At 52.8% G+C, this 15,903-nt stretch carries 16 protein-coding genes; 5 read left to right on the top strand and 11 right to left on the bottom strand.

Annotation, left to right across the window (positions count from 1 at the left end; all coding sequences use genetic code 11):
- Positions 1 to 19: 19 nt before the first annotated feature.
- From NYE92_RS12685 to msrP, 11 genes are all read right to left on the bottom strand, one after another.
- Complete coding sequence (locus NYE92_RS12685) at positions 20 to 1,045, bottom strand: amino acid ABC transporter substrate-binding protein (protein ID WP_014604880.1); 1,026 nt, start codon at positions 1,043 to 1,045, stop codon at positions 20 to 22.
- Between the two features lie 544 nt (positions 1,046 to 1,589).
- On the bottom strand, positions 1,590 to 1,886 hold the full coding sequence (fis, locus tag NYE92_RS12680) for a DNA-binding transcriptional regulator Fis (protein WP_003855228.1): 297 nt from the start codon (positions 1,884 to 1,886) through the stop codon (positions 1,590 to 1,592).
- A gap of 23 nt (positions 1,887 to 1,909) precedes the next feature.
- Positions 1,910 to 2,875 (bottom strand): tRNA dihydrouridine synthase DusB, encoded by a 966-nt coding sequence (gene dusB / locus NYE92_RS12675; protein ID WP_014604881.1) that lies wholly within the window; start codon positions 2,873 to 2,875, stop codon positions 1,910 to 1,912.
- Positions 2,876 to 3,286: 411 nt separating this feature from the next.
- Positions 3,287 to 4,171, bottom strand: a complete 885-nt coding sequence (gene prmA / locus NYE92_RS12670) for a 50S ribosomal protein L11 methyltransferase (protein ID WP_014604882.1) — start codon at positions 4,169 to 4,171, stop codon at positions 3,287 to 3,289.
- Between the two features lie 15 nt (positions 4,172 to 4,186).
- Positions 4,187 to 5,632, bottom strand: coding sequence for a sodium/pantothenate symporter (gene panF / locus NYE92_RS12665; protein WP_019104914.1), 1,446 nt, complete (start codon positions 5,630 to 5,632; stop codon positions 4,187 to 4,189).
- A complete protein-coding gene (locus tag NYE92_RS12660; protein WP_013027438.1) occupies positions 5,622 to 5,864 on the bottom strand; it encodes a YhdT family protein in 243 nt (80 codons plus the stop codon). Before NYE92_RS12660 ends, panF begins: the two co-directional genes overlap by 11 nt.
- 72 nt (positions 5,865 to 5,936) lie before the next feature.
- Complete coding sequence (gene accC / locus NYE92_RS12655; RefSeq protein WP_013027437.1) at positions 5,937 to 7,286, bottom strand: acetyl-CoA carboxylase biotin carboxylase subunit; 1,350 nt, start codon at positions 7,284 to 7,286, stop codon at positions 5,937 to 5,939.
- Positions 7,287 to 7,297: 11 nt separating this feature from the next.
- On the bottom strand, positions 7,298 to 7,762 hold the full coding sequence (accB, locus tag NYE92_RS12650; protein WP_013027436.1) for an acetyl-CoA carboxylase biotin carboxyl carrier protein: 465 nt from the start codon (positions 7,760 to 7,762) through the stop codon (positions 7,298 to 7,300).
- 25 nt (positions 7,763 to 7,787) lie between these two features.
- Entirely contained in the window at positions 7,788 to 8,240 is a 453-nt protein-coding gene (gene aroQ / locus NYE92_RS12645; RefSeq protein WP_024472015.1) for a type II 3-dehydroquinate dehydratase, read from the bottom strand.
- Between the two features lie 221 nt (positions 8,241 to 8,461).
- Positions 8,462 to 9,064 (bottom strand): protein-methionine-sulfoxide reductase heme-binding subunit MsrQ, encoded by a 603-nt coding sequence (gene msrQ, locus NYE92_RS12640; protein ID WP_013027434.1) that lies wholly within the window; start codon positions 9,062 to 9,064, stop codon positions 8,462 to 8,464.
- Positions 9,065 to 10,069 (bottom strand): protein-methionine-sulfoxide reductase catalytic subunit MsrP, encoded by a 1,005-nt coding sequence (msrP, locus tag NYE92_RS12635; protein ID WP_014604885.1) that lies wholly within the window; start codon positions 10,067 to 10,069, stop codon positions 9,065 to 9,067.
- Between the two features lie 285 nt (positions 10,070 to 10,354).
- On the opposite strand from msrP, the gene csrD reads away from it, so the two are divergent.
- From csrD to NYE92_RS12610, 5 genes are all read left to right on the top strand, one after another.
- Positions 10,355 to 12,304 carry an RNase E specificity factor CsrD gene (gene csrD / locus NYE92_RS12630; protein ID WP_022622402.1) on the top strand — a complete coding sequence of 650 codons (1,950 nt, stop codon included), beginning with the start codon at positions 10,355 to 10,357 and terminating at the stop codon, positions 12,302 to 12,304.
- A gap of 309 nt (positions 12,305 to 12,613) precedes the next feature.
- Positions 12,614 to 13,657 (top strand): rod shape-determining protein MreB, encoded by a 1,044-nt coding sequence (mreB, locus tag NYE92_RS12625; RefSeq protein WP_003855260.1) that lies wholly within the window; start codon positions 12,614 to 12,616, stop codon positions 13,655 to 13,657.
- A 147-nt stretch (positions 13,658 to 13,804) separates the two neighbouring features.
- The gene (mreC, locus tag NYE92_RS12620) at positions 13,805 to 14,827 is read left to right on the top strand and encodes a rod shape-determining protein MreC (protein WP_028715858.1); all 1,023 of its coding nucleotides are present in this window, start codon (positions 13,805 to 13,807) and stop codon (positions 14,825 to 14,827) included.
- Positions 14,824 to 15,312, top strand: coding sequence for a rod shape-determining protein MreD (gene mreD, locus NYE92_RS12615; RefSeq protein WP_006120976.1), 489 nt, complete (start codon positions 14,824 to 14,826; stop codon positions 15,310 to 15,312). The genes mreC and mreD overlap by 4 nt, the downstream gene beginning before the upstream one ends.
- An 8-nt stretch (positions 15,313 to 15,320) precedes the next feature.
- Entirely contained in the window at positions 15,321 to 15,902 is a 582-nt protein-coding gene (locus NYE92_RS12610; RefSeq protein WP_014594735.1) for a nucleoside triphosphate pyrophosphatase, read from the top strand.
- The last annotated feature ends 1 nt before the right edge of the window (position 15,903 follow it).

The following is a 15,903-nucleotide window of genomic DNA, read 5'->3' as shown; positions in this document are numbered from 1 at the left end:
CCGACGGGTTGAGGCGCGATTAACGTACCGGTGGCGCGTACTGAATACCGCCCTGATTCCAGAGTGCATTCTGGCCACGAGCGATTTTTAACGGGCTGTCTTTACCGACGTTGCGATCAAAACTTTCCTGATAGTTACCTACCTGTTTAATGATGTTGTAAGCCCATTTGTTATCCAGCTTCAGGTCTTTGCCGAAATCACCTTCAGCGCCCAGCAGGTGAGCCATATCAGGTGTTGCCGGTTTAGCCGTCATTTCATCAACGTTTTTGGAGTTGATGCCCATCTCTTCGGCGTTCAGCATGGCGAAAAGCGACCACTTAACAATGGTGAACCAGTCATCATCACCGCGACGTACAAGCGGCCCCAGTGGTTCTTTAGAAATCACTTCAGGCAAGACGATAAAGTCGTCTGGTTTACCTAATTTAATGCGCAGGGCGTACAGCTGAGACTGGTCAGAGGCCAGCGTGTCGCAACGACCGCTGTCCAGTGCCTTAGCGGATTCATCTGAGCGATCGAAGGTGACCGGCGTGTACTGCATTTTGTTGGCTTTGAAGAAGTCAGCGACGTTCAGCTCGGTATCGGTGCCCGCCTGAATACAGACGGTCGCACCGTCGAGTTCTTTCGCGCTCTTCAGACCCGCTTTCTTGTGAGTCAGGAAGCCAATGCCGTCGTAGTAGTTGACGCCGGTAAACATGAAGCCCATGCCGCCGTCACGTGATGAAGTCCAGGTGGTGTTGCGAGAAAGCACATCGACTTCGCCGGACTGCAGCGCGGTAAAACGCTCTTTTGCCGTCAGCGGGGTGTACTTCACTTTTGTGGCGTCGCCAAATACGGCGGCCGCGGCAGCACGACAGATATCCACATCAAGGCCGGTAAATTTGCCGCTGGCATCCGCATAAGAGAACCCCGGCAGGCCATCGCTGATCCCACACTGAATGAAGCCTTTCTTTTTAATCGCATCGAGTGTAGGGCCTGCATGGGCCTGCTGAGCAACGGCAAGCAGAGAAGCCGCAGCAACCAGAGTAGAGAGCATCATCTTTTTCATAAAGCATCCTGTGTGGCATGTCATGTTGTGTTGTTATGTATTGCGCACTTTGTTGTGCGTCCTGTCTGTGGCGAACGGCCCCCCACGACTTTGCAAAGCCAGTGCCAGGTTTGCAGAATCCTGAAGTCACCTGAAAGATCGGGTAATAATCTGAATTATCTGGAAGGCTGCGTTAATATGACGCACCAAAAGGAAGCATTTCGAGTCGTAGGGATCACATTTAGTGCAAAATGTTTCACTATTTAGCAACATTGTGAGCAGCGTTGCATGTGCTGACTGCAAGCAGGGTGCTCGTTGCGAAAAAAGTAAAGCAGGCTCACACAAGGCCGCTATAGCGGGGCTGAGAGGCTGGAAACGGGAAAAAACAGGGATGGAAATGAGGACGATGTGAAAAAGGCAGCCCGTTAAAAATCACGCTGGCGACTGCAACTACAGTTACCATATTTGACGCAACTGTTTCACAAGTTTTAAAACAATTTGTGTGTCAGGGCACAAATAAAAACGCCAGCCCTGAGGCTGGCGAGATTAACGGCCTGAACCTGAATCAGTTCATGCCGTATTTTTTCAGTTTCTTACGCAGCGTACCGCGGTTGATACCCATCATCAGGGCAGCACGGGTCTGGTTGCCACGGGTATACTGCATCACCATGTCCAACAGAGGCTGCTCGACTTCAGCCAAAACCAGCTCATACAGGTCACTAACATCCTGACCATTCAGTTGAGCAAAATAGTTCTTCAGTGCCTGTTTAACCGAATCACGCAAAGGTTTTTGAGTTACCTGATCCTGTGAGTTAACGGTAGAAACGGTCAGTACGTCAGAATTTACGCGTTGTTCGAACATAGTTCTTTCAGCTCTTTATTTCGTTACGCAAGATTTTCGAAGTATGCCTCCAACGCCTCCAGCTGTTCGCTGGCATCCTCAATGGCGTTGAATGTGCGCCGAAACTGGTCATTTGGGGCATGTTCCTGGAGATACCAGGAGACGTGCTTTCGCGCTATACGGTATCCCTTGCCTGAACCGTAAAAGTCGTGCAGCTCACGTATATGCGAAACAAGCAAACGCTTGACCTCTGCCAGTGGCAGCGGGGCAAGCAGCTCCCCAGTGTCCAGATAATGCTGGATTTCCCGGAAGATCCACGGTCTTCCCTGAGCAGCACGTCCTATCATCAGAGCATCGGCTCCGGTGTAGTCGAGCACTGCTCTGGCTTTATGCGGGTCAGTTATGTCTCCATTCGCGATAATCGGAATAGAAACACTCTGCTTAACTGTCCGAATACTGTCGTATTCAGCGTCTCCGTTGAACAGGCAGGCACGAGTGCGGCCATGTATCGTCAAAGCCTGAATGCCACAGCGTTCAGCCAATTGGGCAATCGCGACACAGTTTCTGTTTTCTGGATCCCATCCGGTACGGATTTTCAGCGTTACCGGGACATCAACAGCATTTACCACGGCAGAGAGAATTGACTCTACTACTGAGGGATACTGCAGTAAGGCGGAGCCCGCCATTTTGCGGTTCACCTTTTTCGCCGGGCAACCCATATTAATATCAATAACCTGTGCACCAGCATCAACATTAATACGTGCAGCCTGGGCCATCTCACTGGGATCACAGCCTGCAATCTGGACGGCACGAATGCCGGGTTCATCACTGTGCACCATGCGTAAACGAGATTTGTCACTGGCCCAGACTTCGGGGTTCGATGACAACATCTCAGAAACCGCCATTCCTGCACCCATCTCGTGACAAAGCGTTCTGAAAGGCCTGTCGGTAATACCGGCCATCGGCGCTGCAATCAGTCGATTTCTCAGCTGGAGGTTTCCAATGCGCATGAAGTCGTAATGCCATACTGTGTCTGCAAGGCGGCGTATATTACGCATTTTTTTATGAAGATGAAAGGCCAAACTTTGAACAATTCACAAGAAAACCGCTTTTATCCTGCACTGACCCTGTTGATAAGGATAAATAACAAGATAAATCAGTAGATTAAGTGTTTGTGTTTATTTTGTGAACAAAGGTTTTTCCGACGAAGATTCGGTATTCACCAGATAAAAAACGTCACATACCGTGATTAACGATACAAGCAGCGGTTTTATCAACCACAAAGACTGCGCCACAGGAGGGTTTAGCCTCAGCCGATTGCAATCGCGGCTCTGGGTGAAACACTGAACGGACAGTAACGAATGTTTAACAGCCCTGCCGATCCGCCAGGGCTGTTGTTGGTAGCTGCAATGCCTGAAAGGCTAAGCGGTTTTAACGCCTGTAATACGACACCACTCTTCCTTGACTGCAACGGGATCGAGCGCAAAATGCGTCCTGTAAGCTTCACAGACGCTTTCAGCCTGGCTCTCCAGTACGCCTGACAAACCAAGATGCCCGCCAGATTTAGGCAGGACACCAATAAGCGGTGCCAGCTCGCGGAGCGGCCCGGCCAGGATATTCGCGACCACGACATCAGCCTGCAGGTTTTCCGGCTGCTGATGCGGCAGATACAGGGATAAACGATCGGCCACCCCATTGCGCTCGGCGTTGTCGCGGCTGGCCTGGATCGCCTGGGGATCGATATCAATACCGATAGCCTGCGCCGCCCCAAGTTTAAGCGCCGCAATTGCCAGGATCCCTGAACCGCAGCCAAAATCGATCACGGTTTTACCCGCGAGATCCAGGCCGTCGAGCCACGTCAGGCACAGCGAAGTGGTGGGGTGCGTGCCGGTTCCGAACGCCAGGCCGGGATCGAGCATCACATTGACGGCATCGGGGTCGGGTACATCGCGCCAGCTTGGACAGATCCACAAACGCTCACCGAACCGCATAGGATGGAAGTTTTCCATCCATTCACGTTCCCAGTCTTTGTCTTCGATCTGCTCGATCTTGTGACGGAAATTCTCGCCGAGCAGCGGATGTTGAGACAGTTCCGCAATCACGCCATCCATGTCGCTTTCAGCGTCGAACAATCCGATAACGTCGGTATCACCCCATAAACGCGTTTCACCCGGCATAGGTTCATATACCGGCGTATCGTTTGTGTCCTGAAAGGTCACAGACACGGCACCGACTTCCATTAGCGCGTCGCTCAGTCCTTCCGCGTTTGCGCCAGAACTGTTAATTTTGATTTGAATCCAAGGCATAACGTCTCTCTTAATTCAGTGTTGTGGTGCATCAACCGCATGCGGTAAGCGCCCAAACAGGTTGCCGACCAGGAATGCCAGCAGACTTAACATTAATGACGGCACAATGGGATGAAAACCCCATAGTTGCAGACCAAAGGTTGCCAGAACGGCATAACATCCTCCGCCCACCACCATGCCGCTGACAGCGCCGGCGGCGTTAGCGCGCTCCCAATATAAACCCAGCACCAGCGGCCATAAGAACACGGCTTCCAGACCACCAAAAGCCAGCAGGTTGAGCCAGATAATCATGTCTGGCGGATGCCAGGCGACAAACAGCAGTATGACACCCAGCAAAAAGGTCACCGTTCCCGATAATATTCGCAACCGCGGCTCATTATCGATTTGCTGCGGTGCAAGGCGCAGGTAGAGATCTTTCACCAGCGTAGCGGAGGCCTGCAGCAACTGGGCATTGATAGTGGACATGATCGCCGCCATCGGCGCGGCTAAAAACAGCCCGGCAGCCAGTGGTGGTAGCACGGTGATCATCAGCGTAGGGATAACGCTGTCCGGCACGGTCAGGTCGGGTAATACCGCGCGTCCGAGCGCCCCAGCCAGATGCATTCCCAGCATCAGGAGCACAACAACAATGGTGCCAAGCACAATAGCCCGGTGTACCGCTTTACTGTCCTTGTAAGAGATACAGCGAACGGCGGTGTGCGGCAGGCCGATGACGCCAAAGCAGACCAGCACGATAAACGAGCTCAGGAACGTGGGCGTAATAATATCGCCCGGCCCCTCCGGCGACAGCAGCTTGGGATCGATGGCGTGCAGTTTATCGACGGCCGAGTGAATACCGCCAGCGTGGTGAATAACGGCAAACAGCAGTAAAAACGTGCCTATCAGCATCACCACGCCCTGCATCGCATCATTCAGCACACTGGCGCGGAAGCCGCCGAAGGCCGTATAAAGCGCTATTGTACCGCCAAAGATCAACAGGCCGGTGTCGTAAGGGATCCCGGCAGCGGTTTCCAGCAGACGCGCGCCACCAATAAACTGCACGGCCATCGCGCCCACGAAGGCAACCAGCAGGCTCAGGCTGGCTAACCAGACCAGCAGCGTACTGCCATAGCGTGCATAGAGCATATCGTTAAGGGTCACGGCGTTGTGCTTGCGCGCCAGAATGGCAAACTTTTTACCCAGCACGCCTAACGACAGCCAGACAGCAGGCACCTGTACCATAGCCAGCAGCACCCAGCCCAGGCCGTACTTATAAGCTGCACCCGGCCCGCCGATAAACGAGCTCGCACTGATATAGGTGGTCGTGATGGTCATTGCCAGGACAAATCCGCCCATTGAGCGGCTGCCCAGGAAATACTCAGTCAGGAAATTTCCCTGGCGTTGTTTTCGCATCGCAAAGACGGAAAGGCCCGCGATAACAGCCAGATAAGCCAGCAGTGGAAGAATGATTTCAGTGTTCATTTTCATCCTCCAGCGACATATTCCGGAAGATCTTACGCACCATCATCCAGCATAAAAAAATGAACAGCAGGGGGGCAAAAAGACAGGAGAGCTCAAACCAGCGAGGTAAGCCGGTCAGGCCAGTGGCATTTCCCCCTAACCAGGCAGAACCGCCCCAGACGGCTAACCAGGCCAGCGTCAGATAGAGTGACCAGCGAGCTTCTTTATGAGCCTGTAAATAACGCGCGTCCATAGTGTGACCTCAACGCCAGCGGGAAAAGAAAAAGGCCGGAATATCCGGCCTCAGACTGACTCAGCGTGGCGATTACTTCTCGTGCAGGCCAAGCTTTTTCTCCAGATAGTGGATATTGGTTCCACCCTGCTGGAAGTTCTCATCGGACATGATTTTCATCTGCAGTTCGATGTTGGTTTTGATACCGTCGATAATCAGCTCCGCCAGGGCATTTTTCATACGTGCAATGGCGATATCGCGGGTTTCACCGTAGGTGATTAACTTGCCAATCATGGAGTCATAATAAGGCGGTACGCTGTAACCGGCATAAATATGAGATTCCCAACGCACGCCAAAACCACCCGGCGCATGGAAGCGGGTGATTTTGCCCGGGCTTGGCAGGAAGCTAACCGGATCTTCCGCGTTGATACGGCACTCGACCGCATGACCGCGAATAATCACGTCTTCCTGCTTGATTGACAGCGGCTGACCCGCAGCAATACGCAGCTGCTCTTTAATCAGGTCAACGCCGGTGATCATCTCGGTAACCGGATGCTCAACCTGGATACGGGTGTTCATTTCAATGAAATAGAACTCGCCGTTTTCATACAGGAATTCAAACGTACCTGCCCCGCGATAGCCAATATCAATACAGGCTCGGGTGCAACGCTCACCGATGAAGGAACGCAATTCTGGCGTGATCCCCGGTGCTGGCGCTTCTTCCACGACCTTCTGGTGACGACGCTGCATTGAACAGTCGCGTTCGCCCAGATAAATGGCATTGCCCTGGCCGTCGGCCAGTACCTGAATCTCGATATGGCGTGGATTCTCCAGATACTTTTCCATGTAAACCATGTCGTTGTTGAAAGCCGCTTTGGCTTCCGCTTTCGTCATGTTGATGGATTGTTCCAGATCTTTATCGCTACGCACAACGCGCATGCCGCGACCGCCGCCGCCGCCAGAGGCTTTGATAATAACCGGATAGCCGATGCGCTTGGCGAAGGCACGGTTTTTTTCCATGTCATCGGTGAGCGAGCCATCGGAGCCGGGGACGGTAGGAACGCCCGCTTTCTTCATCGCGGTAATCGCGGACACTTTATCGCCCATCAGGCGAATGGTATCGGCTTTCGGACCGACGAAGATAAAGCCAGAACGCTCAACCTGCTCAGCAAAATCGGCGTTCTCAGAAAGGAAGCCGTAGCCGGGGTGAATCGCCACCGCGCCGGTGATCTCAGCGGCAGAAATCAGCGCCGGGATGTTGAGGTAACTTTTGACCGACTGCGCAGGGCCGATGCAAACCGTTTCGTCTGCCAGCAGCACGTGCTTCAGGTCACGATCCGCGCTTGAATGGACCGCGACAGTCTTGATGCCCAGTTCTTTACAGGCACGCAGAATGCGCAGCGCAATCTCACCGCGGTTAGCAATAACAATTTTATCCAGCATGGTTCGCCCCGTTATTCGATGACAACAAGTGGCTCGTCAAATTCTACCGGCTGACCACTTTCCACCAGAATGGCTTTAACAACGCCAGACTTATCCGCTTCAATCTGGTTCATCATTTTCATGGCTTCAACGATGCACAGCGTGTCACCTGCATTAACTTTCTGACCCACTTCCACGAATGCTTTTGCATCCGGGCTTGGTGTGCGATAGAAGGTCCCTACCATTGGTGAACGTACGATGTGGCCGCTGATCTCAGCAGGCGCGGCTTCTGCAACGGCGGCAACAGGTGCAACGGCTGTCGCCAGAGCAGGCTGTTGAGCAACCGGCGCGGCATAAGCCTGTTGCATCATTGGGTAACCGGTATTTGCAGGTGCGCGACTGATGCGAACAGACTCTTCGCCTTCGGAGATTTCTAGCTCAGAAATGCCAGATTCTTCAACCAGTTCGATCAGTTTTTTAATTTTACGAATATCCATGAATGGGGTTCCGTACTCAGTTTGATTAATTAGTATGAGACAGGCGCTTTACTGCCGTTTGCAATGCCCACGAGTAACCGTCAGCGCCAAGCCCACAAATGACGCCAGCAGAGACATCAGAAAAATAGGAGTGATGGCGAAAAGGCTCGCGACCGTGCACATTTGACAGGTGAACTTCGATAAAGGGAATATTCACCGCTAGCAGCGCATCACGTAATGCTACGCTGGTATGCGTAAACGCAGCAGGATTGATAAGGATATAATCCACATTGCCTTTTGCCTCATGAATGCGATCAATAAGCTGAAACTCAGCATTGGATTGCATATGGCTTAATCTTACATTCAGCTGGTCTGCCTGATGGCTCAAATCGGAAACGATCTGATCCAGGGTGACATCCCCGTATTTTTCAGGCTCGCGCGTCCCTAACAGATTAAGGTTGGGACCGTTCAAAAGCAGAATATGTAATTTGTCGGCCATCTTGCTGCCATCTCCCGCAATCATTGAGGCATCGCGTAAAATACCTTGCCGCTTTCCATTTGTCACCCGTCACAGTAAAAAAGAAGCGTCATATCGCAATAAAGCCGGGCATTATATCCGTTTCGTGGCATTTCGCAGCAAAATACTGGTCTTATCTGCGAAGTTGATCGTGTGCGGCCTGTGGACCCCATTTTTCGCAGACGTTCGGAGAAGCGCAGGGGCTAACGCGGCCACCATTTAATGAACTTTTTATAGCGCCAGGCTAACAGGATCAGGGCGAAAAGCGCGTAGATGACAGGCTGGGGAGAAAGGATTTTTACCGACCATATGTAGTGAATTGGGGCCAAAATCGCGACCAGATAAATCGCGTTGTGCAAGGTTTGCCAGCGTCTGCCCAGTTTTCGCTGCATGCGTTGAAAAGAGGTCACCGCCAGCGCCAGCAGAATAAACCAGCAAATAATTCCCAGCGTGAGATAGGGGCGTGAAATCAGTTCGCTACCGAGCAGACCAAGGTTGTTAATGCCCAGTTCCAGCAGGTAGTAGCTGGTTAAATGCAGGCTGGCCCAGAAAAAAGTCCAGATCCCCAGCAGCCGTCGGGTGCGAATGAGTAAAGGCTGTTTGGCGATGCGCGTTAACGGCGAGACAAGCAGCGTCGCCAGTAGCAGTTTCAGCGCCATACGGCCGGTAAAATGCTGGATATCTTTGGCGGGATCGGCGCTAAGACCGCCCTGCATAGCGGCCATAATCAAGTAAACCAGCGGTAAGAAAGCCGCCAGATGTAGCAGGACTTTAAGCCAGCCGATCTGCTTTATTGTCAGGCGCACTCAATAATTCTCCCGTAAATCCATACCGCGATACAGCGACGCGACCTGATCGGCATAACCGTTGAAGAGTAATGTCGGCTGACGATCCACATTAAAGCTGCTGCCCGGACCAATAAAACGCTCGGTCGCCTGCGACCAGCGTGGATGATTAACATGCGGATTAACGTTGGCATAGAAGCCGTACTCGTTATCGGCAATCTGGTTCCAGGTCGTCGGTGGCTGATCATGCGTCAGCGTGATTTTCACAATGGACTTGATGCCCTTAAAGCCATATTTCCATGGGACCGTCAGGCGAATCGGGGCGCCATTCTGCGGGGGCAGCGCTTTACCGTAAACGCCTGTCGTCAGAATCGTGAGGGGATGCATGGCTTCATCCAGACGCAAACCTTCTACATAAGGGTAATTTAGCCCGCCGCCGATAAAGCGATCTTTTTGACCTGGCATCTGATCGGGAGCATAAAGCGTCTGGAAAGCGACAAAACGCGCTTTGCTGGTGGGTTCAGCCAGCTTCAGGAGTTTATTGAGTTCGAAACCTATCCAGGGCACCACCATCGACCAGGCTTCAACGCATCGCATCCGATAGATACGCTGCTCCATGGCAAAGCGTTTGAAGATATCATCCATATCTAATGTGATGGGCTTTGCCACTTCGCCTTCAATCGTCAGCTTCCAGGGATCGGTCTTTAGCGTCCCCGCATTGGCGGCCGGATCGGCTTTATCAAGGCCAAACTCATAGAAATTGTTATAGCCCGAAACCTTGTCTGCAGGCGTCAACGGCAGGTTAGCCTGGTATTGTGCAGGTTTGGTAAAGTCCAGAGGGCGACCTGCGGGCGCGGGTGGGCGGTCATTGCCTTTAAACCAACTCAGAATATCGGCGTTGGCCATGCCGGGAATGCTGATAGCGGCAGCGCCCAGACCCAGGGTCTGAAGCACGCGACGACGATTCATATTAAAGATGTTTTCTGGCGTTACATCAGCTTCAGTCAGGCGTTTTTTCAGCGTCATCGTCTCTTCTCCGGCTCGATTTTCATCATCAGCATGATGACTATTACTTAAGTTGGCGAATTTTGCCGCAAAAATGTGAAATTTCCTGGTAAACCCTTCCAATGAGAATGCGCTGAAAAAAGGATAATTAAGCGCTCTGGGCCTTTCTCAACGGTATACTTCGGCTTCATGCACGACCTCGCTGCCGGCGGGAACAATTTCTGTTATTTTTCTCAAAATTTCTCCCGGCGGACGGGCAGAGGGGCGGCGTGATTCGGCTACAACCGTAGTGAAACAGGCACAGGGATGCGATTAACTACCAAACTTTCTGCATTTATTACATTTATTAGCGTACTGGCAATGGTTTTAATGCTGGTGGGCTGTGCTTTTAGCGTTTTCTGGCTCACGCATCAACGCGTTGAAAATCGCGTACAGGTTTTGGCAACGGAAGTGGATAAAGTCTTGCTAAAACAGCCGCCCGATGCGTTAGAAGCCTGGCTTGCGCCGGTCTTACCCGTCATCAACGCTGAGCAATTATCTTTATACAATGGCCGGCAGAATGTTTTTACGCTTTCCCGCCACGAAAACCAGATGCTGCAACATCAAAAAAACCGCTACATCCACTTTGACATTGCGCTGATGCATCAGCCGGGTATGCGTTTGCAATTGACGATACTTGACCCGGCACAAACCTGGCTACGATCTATTCCCACCACCTATACGCTTGCCGCCCTGATGCTGGTGGTGCTGATTATGGCGGTGACGCTGTTCATCACCCATCGCTGGCTGGTAAGACAATGGCGCGGAATGGAACAGTTGGAGAGCCGGTCGGCATCAATTCTCAGCGGCGCGCGCCAGCTTTATCGCCAGAAGCATGCTGATGAGTGGCCGCCCAAAGCCAGCCGGGCAATTGACGTCTTGCTCTCCGATTTACAGGAAGCCGGTGAGCAGCGTGTGCGCATTGATACCTTAATTCGTACCTTCGCTGCACAGGACGGGCGGACGGGGCTGAATAATCGCCTTTTCTTCGACAGTCAGCTGGCAACGCTGCTTGAAGATCAGGAAGATGTTGGCACGCATGGCGTGGTCATGATGATCCGTTTTCCTGAACTTGATACACATGATGATTCACTGGGGCCCGTGCTGGTCGAAGAGTATCTCTTCAATGTCGTGAATATGTTGTCGACCTTTGTCATGCGTTACCCCGGCGCACTTCTGGCCCGCTATTTTCGCAGCGATTTTGCGGTCTTACTGCCGCACCGCAGCCTGAAAGAGGCTAACAGCATCGCCGATCACCTCATCAATGCGGTCGATGCCCTGCCGCCTATGCGCATGGTCAACCGGGACGATTTTATCCACATAGGTATCAGCGCCTGGCACAGCGGACAGACGGTGCCCCAGGTCATGGAAAACGTTGAAATGGCCACGCGTCGGGCAACCCTGTCGGGCGGAAACAACTGGTCCAATGGCGCAGGAAATCCCCTGGATGCCGGGCGCGGCAGCGTTCGCTGGCGTACTCTGCTGGAAAATACCTTAAGTCGCGGCGGCCCCCGGTTATATCAAAAGCCCGCCGTGGACAGAGAGGGTAAGGTGCGGCATCGCGTTCTGCTCACGCGCATTTTTGACGGGGATAAAGAGGTCCTGTCGGCAGAATATATGCCCCTGGTTCAGCAGCTCGGTATGGCTGAGAACTGGGACCGGCAGATGGTATTACGCGTTGCCGCACTCTCTGAATTGTGGCCGGAAGAGACGCTGGCGATCCCCGTTAACATTGAGTCGTTGCTGAAACGTCCCTTTATTGCCTGGTTGTACACGATGTTGCTGCAGTGCCCAAAAAGTCAAAGAAAGCGATTTTTATTTGAACTTGCAGAAGGGGACGTCTGTCAACACATCAGCGATTTGATTCCCGTATTTCACGCATTGCAGGCGTTCGGTTGTCGCATCGCCGTTAATCAGGCGGGTTTGACGGTGGTCAGCAGTGCCTATATCCGGCAATTACCGGTTGAGTTGATCAAGCTGGATGCGGGTTTAGTACGTAATATTGAGCGACGTACAGAAAACCAGCTGTTCGTGCGAAGCTTACTGGATGTTTGCAAACCCACCGGGACGCAGCTGTATGCGACTGGTGTGCGAACGCACGCAGAGTGGCAGACTTTGGTCGGGTTAGGTGTAGAAGGTGGTCAGGGTGACTTTTTTTCACCTTCACAACCGGTTAACAGTAACGTAAAAAAGTACTCCCAACGTTACCGTTTTTAATCGTTTGACCGGTTTCAGGGTTATCGCCTGCGCTTTTGGTGAATATGTGACAATAAACAGGCAGAATAATGCGCCTGAAATGTTAGATTTTATGTCGGAGTAAAGTTAAGAAAATTCTTTAACATGCCGCTCTGATGCCGTGGTATCGCTGTTCCGCTCGTGTGCGTAACAGGCATAAATGATGTAAAGCGAATGCAGTCTAATTTTTCACCGAAGCAGAACGTTTTTGCGCCTTGTGGCAGCTTCGTGTGGTTGGTAAAGTAAGCGGATTTTATTTTCCGCCTCCAGCTTGCAGGATTATCCTTTAGTATGTTTAAAAAATTTCGTGGCATGTTTTCAAATGACTTGTCCATTGACCTGGGTACCGCGAACACCCTGATTTATGTAAAAGGACAAGGCATCGTGCTGAACGAGCCTTCCGTGGTTGCTATTCGCCAGGATCGTGCCGGTTCACCAAAAAGCGTGGCGGCAGTAGGTCATGACGCCAAACAGATGCTTGGCCGTACGCCAGGCAATATCGCAGCTATTCGTCCAATGAAAGATGGCGTTATCGCCGATTTCTTTGTGACGGAAAAAATGCTGCAGCACTTCATTAAGCAGGTTCACAGCAACAGCTTTATGCGTCCAAGCCCGCGCGTGCTGGTCTGTGTGCCAGTTGGCGCTACCCAGGTTGAACGTCGTGCGATTCGCGAATCGGCCCAGGGCGCTGGCGCCCGCGAAGTTTTCCTGATTGAAGAGCCGATGGCGGCCGCGATTGGTGCTGGCCTACCGGTTTCCGAAGCAACGGGTTCTATGGTCGTCGATATCGGTGGTGGTACCACTGAAGTCGCCGTTATTTCCCTGAACGGCGTCGTGTACTCGTCATCCGTCCGTATCGGCGGTGATCGTTTCGACGAAGCCATTATTAATTATGTGCGCCGTAACTATGGTTCACTGATTGGTGAAGCCACGGCAGAACGCATCAAGCATGAGATCGGCTCGGCTTATCCGGGCGATGAAGTGCGCGAAATTGAAGTGCGTGGACGTAACCTGGCGGAAGGTGTGCCACGCGGCTTTACACTTAATTCCAACGAGATTCTTGAAGCCCTGCAAGAGCCTCTGACCGGTATCGTCAGTGCAGTCATGGTTGCGCTGGAACAGTGCCCGCCGGAGCTGGCATCTGATATCTCCGAGCGCGGTATGGTACTGACCGGTGGTGGTGCGCTGCTGCGTAACCTGGATCGCCTGCTGATGGAAGAAACCGGTATTCCTGTGGTCGTCGCGGAAGATCCCCTGACCTGCGTGGCTCGCGGTGGCGGTAAAGCGTTGGAAATGATCGACATGCATGGCGGCGATTTATTCAGCGAAGAATAATTGCCTCAACCGGCTGGAATCGTTGTAACAGTGCGCAGGGAGTAGCGTGTAAACCGGCGCTGCGTGCATCGGTATGATGTGACCAGCCCAGGAAAGTGCGGCCCGCCCGTACTTTCTTACCTTGTAGTCGAGGAACACGCAGATTATATGAAGCCGATTTTTAGCAGAGGGCCTTCTCTGCAATTGCGTCTATTTCTGGCGGTGATTGTGGCGATTGCCATTATCATCGCTGATAGTCGCGTGAGTTCATTTACTCAAATACGCAACTATCTGGACACGTCGGTCAGTCCGTTTTACTTCCTGGCCAACGGGCCGCGCCAGCTACTTGATGGCGTGTCAGACACGCTGGCTTCTCGCCAGCAGCTCGAACTGGAAAATAAAGCGTTACGTCGAGAGCTTTTTCTGAAGAACAGCGACCTGCTCATGCTGGGGCAATATAAGCAGGAGAACGCGCGCCTGCGCGAGCTGCTGGGTTCCCCACTGCGTCAGGACGAGCACAAGATGGTGACCCAGGTGATATCTACCGGCACCGATCCTTACACCGATCAGGTCGTGATCGATAAGGGCAGTGCGAATGGCGTATACGAAGGCCAGCCGGTTATCAGTGATAAAGGTGTGGTCGGTCAGGTGATTGCCGTAGGCCAGTTCACCAGCCGTGTTCTGTTGATTTGTGATGCATCACATGCGCTGCCTATTCAGGTGCTGCGCAATGACATTCGTGTCATCGCAGCGGGCAATGGCTGTACGGAAGATCTGCAGCTGGAGCATCTGCCGGGCAATACTGACATTCGCGTTGGTGACGTGCTGGTCACCTCTGGTTTAGGTGGCCGTTTCCCTGAAGGCTATCCGGTGGGTGTTGTGTCATCGGTCAAGGTTGACACACAGCGCGCCTACACGGTCATTCAGGCGCATCCCACCGCGGGTCTGCAACGTCTGCGTTACCTGCTGCTGCTGTGGGGCGCGGATCGCAAAGGCGAGATGCCGATGGCACCTGACGATGTTCATCGGGTAGCTAATGAACGGCTGATGCAAATGATGCCGCAGGTTCTGCCTCCCGCCGGTGAAATGGGCCCTCCTGCGCCTTCAGCGCAGAACACCACTCCGGCTTCGGGCAGTGGCGAAAGCGCCGCACAGGGTTCCGCTTCGCGCTCACGCGGAGGCCAGAATTGAGTCGATATCGCAGCCAGGGTCGATGGGTTATCTGGCTGTCCTTCCTTATGGCCTTTATTCTGCAAATCATGCCGTGGCCGGAACAGATCTATATGTTCCGGCCATCATGGCTATTGCTGATTCTCGTGTATTGGGTTCTGGCGCTACCGCACCGTGTCAACGTCGGAAGTGGTTTTCTGCTGGGAGCGATTATGGATTTAATCGCGGGTTCGACGCTCGGCGTTCGGGCGTTGGCGCTGAGCATCATCGCCTATCTGGTCGCATTTAAATTCCAGCTATTCCGTAACTTAGCGTTGTGGCAGCAGGCGTTAATGGTTATGGTGCTGTCATTAGCAATGGATGTGATCGTCTTCTGGGCGGAGTTTCTGGTGATCAACGTCTCATTCCGCCCTGAAATTTTCTGGAGCAGTGTTGTCGACGGGATTCTCTGGCCGTGGCTATTCTTATTAATGAGAAAGATCCGCCGTCAGTTCGCTGTTCAATAAGGAAATTTATGGTAACCCTTTATCTGGCCTCCGCGTCTCCCCGTCGACGTGAGCTGCTGACCCAACTGGGTCTGACCTTTGAGCGCATCATCACTGACGTTGAAGAACAGCGTCAGCCCCATGAAGCGGCAGACGTTTATGTCCGCCGCCTGGCGCATGACAAAGCGAAAGCCGGTACGCTGATTGCCCAACACGATTTGCCGGTGCTGGGCGCGGATACCATTGTCGTGCTCAATGGAGAAGTGCTGGAAAAACCGCACGATGCCGACCATGCCAGCGCCATGCTCAGTAAACTCTCCGGGAAAACCCATCAGGTCATGACCGCAATTGCCCTCGCCGATCGTCAGCAGGTGCTGGACTGCCTGGTGGTAACCGAGGTGACATTTCGTAACTTAACCGCGCGCGACATTACCGATTACATCGCAACAGGTGAACCCATGGATAAAGCCGGCGCATACGGCATTCAGGGGAAGGGCGGAAACTTTGTTCGTAAAATCAATGGAAGTTATCACGCGGTGGTCGGATTGCCCTTGGTTGAGACAGCGGAGCTGATCGACCATTTTCAGTCACTGCGTGCCGTAAGGGGTTAAC

The sequence above is a fragment of the Pantoea sp. B566 genome (assembly GCF_024793925.1).
Taxonomy (GTDB): Bacteria; Pseudomonadota; Gammaproteobacteria; order Enterobacterales; family Enterobacteriaceae; genus Pantoea; species Pantoea ananatis.
This window is presented reverse-complemented; position numbering and strand designations above follow the sequence as displayed.

Excerpts from the sequence above, each read along its gene's own strand:
- NYE92_RS12685 (WP_014604880.1), bottom strand. The coding sequence starts at position 1,045 with ATGAAAAAGATGATGCTCTCTACTCTGGTTGCTGCGGCTTCTCTGCTT.
- fis (WP_003855228.1), bottom strand. The coding sequence starts at position 1,886 with ATGTTCGAACAACGCGTAAATTCTGACGTACTGACCGTTTCTACCGTT.
- dusB (WP_014604881.1), bottom strand. The coding sequence starts at position 2,875 with ATGCGCATTGGAAACCTCCAGCTGAGAAATCGACTGATTGCAGCGCCG.
- prmA (WP_014604882.1), bottom strand. The coding sequence starts at position 4,171 with ATGCCTTGGATTCAAATCAAAATTAACAGTTCTGGCGCAAACGCGGAA.
- panF (WP_019104914.1), bottom strand. The coding sequence starts at position 5,632 with ATGAACACTGAAATCATTCTTCCACTGCTGGCTTATCTGGCTGTTATC.
- NYE92_RS12660 (WP_013027438.1), bottom strand. The coding sequence starts at position 5,864 with ATGGACGCGCGTTATTTACAGGCTCATAAAGAAGCTCGCTGGTCACTC.
- accC (WP_013027437.1), bottom strand. The coding sequence starts at position 7,286 with ATGCTGGATAAAATTGTTATTGCTAACCGCGGTGAGATTGCGCTGCGC.
- accB (WP_013027436.1), bottom strand. The coding sequence starts at position 7,762 with ATGGATATTCGTAAAATTAAAAAACTGATCGAACTGGTTGAAGAATCT.
- aroQ (WP_024472015.1), bottom strand. The coding sequence starts at position 8,240 with ATGGCCGACAAATTACATATTCTGCTTTTGAACGGTCCCAACCTTAAT.
- msrP (WP_014604885.1), bottom strand. The coding sequence starts at position 10,069 with ATGACGCTGAAAAAACGCCTGACTGAAGCTGATGTAACGCCAGAAAAC.
- csrD (WP_022622402.1), top strand. The coding sequence starts at position 10,355 with ATGCGATTAACTACCAAACTTTCTGCATTTATTACATTTATTAGCGTA.
- mreB (WP_003855260.1), top strand. The coding sequence starts at position 12,614 with ATGTTTAAAAAATTTCGTGGCATGTTTTCAAATGACTTGTCCATTGAC.
- mreC (WP_028715858.1), top strand. The coding sequence starts at position 13,805 with ATGAAGCCGATTTTTAGCAGAGGGCCTTCTCTGCAATTGCGTCTATTT.
- NYE92_RS12610 (WP_014594735.1), top strand. The coding sequence starts at position 15,321 with ATGGTAACCCTTTATCTGGCCTCCGCGTCTCCCCGTCGACGTGAGCTG.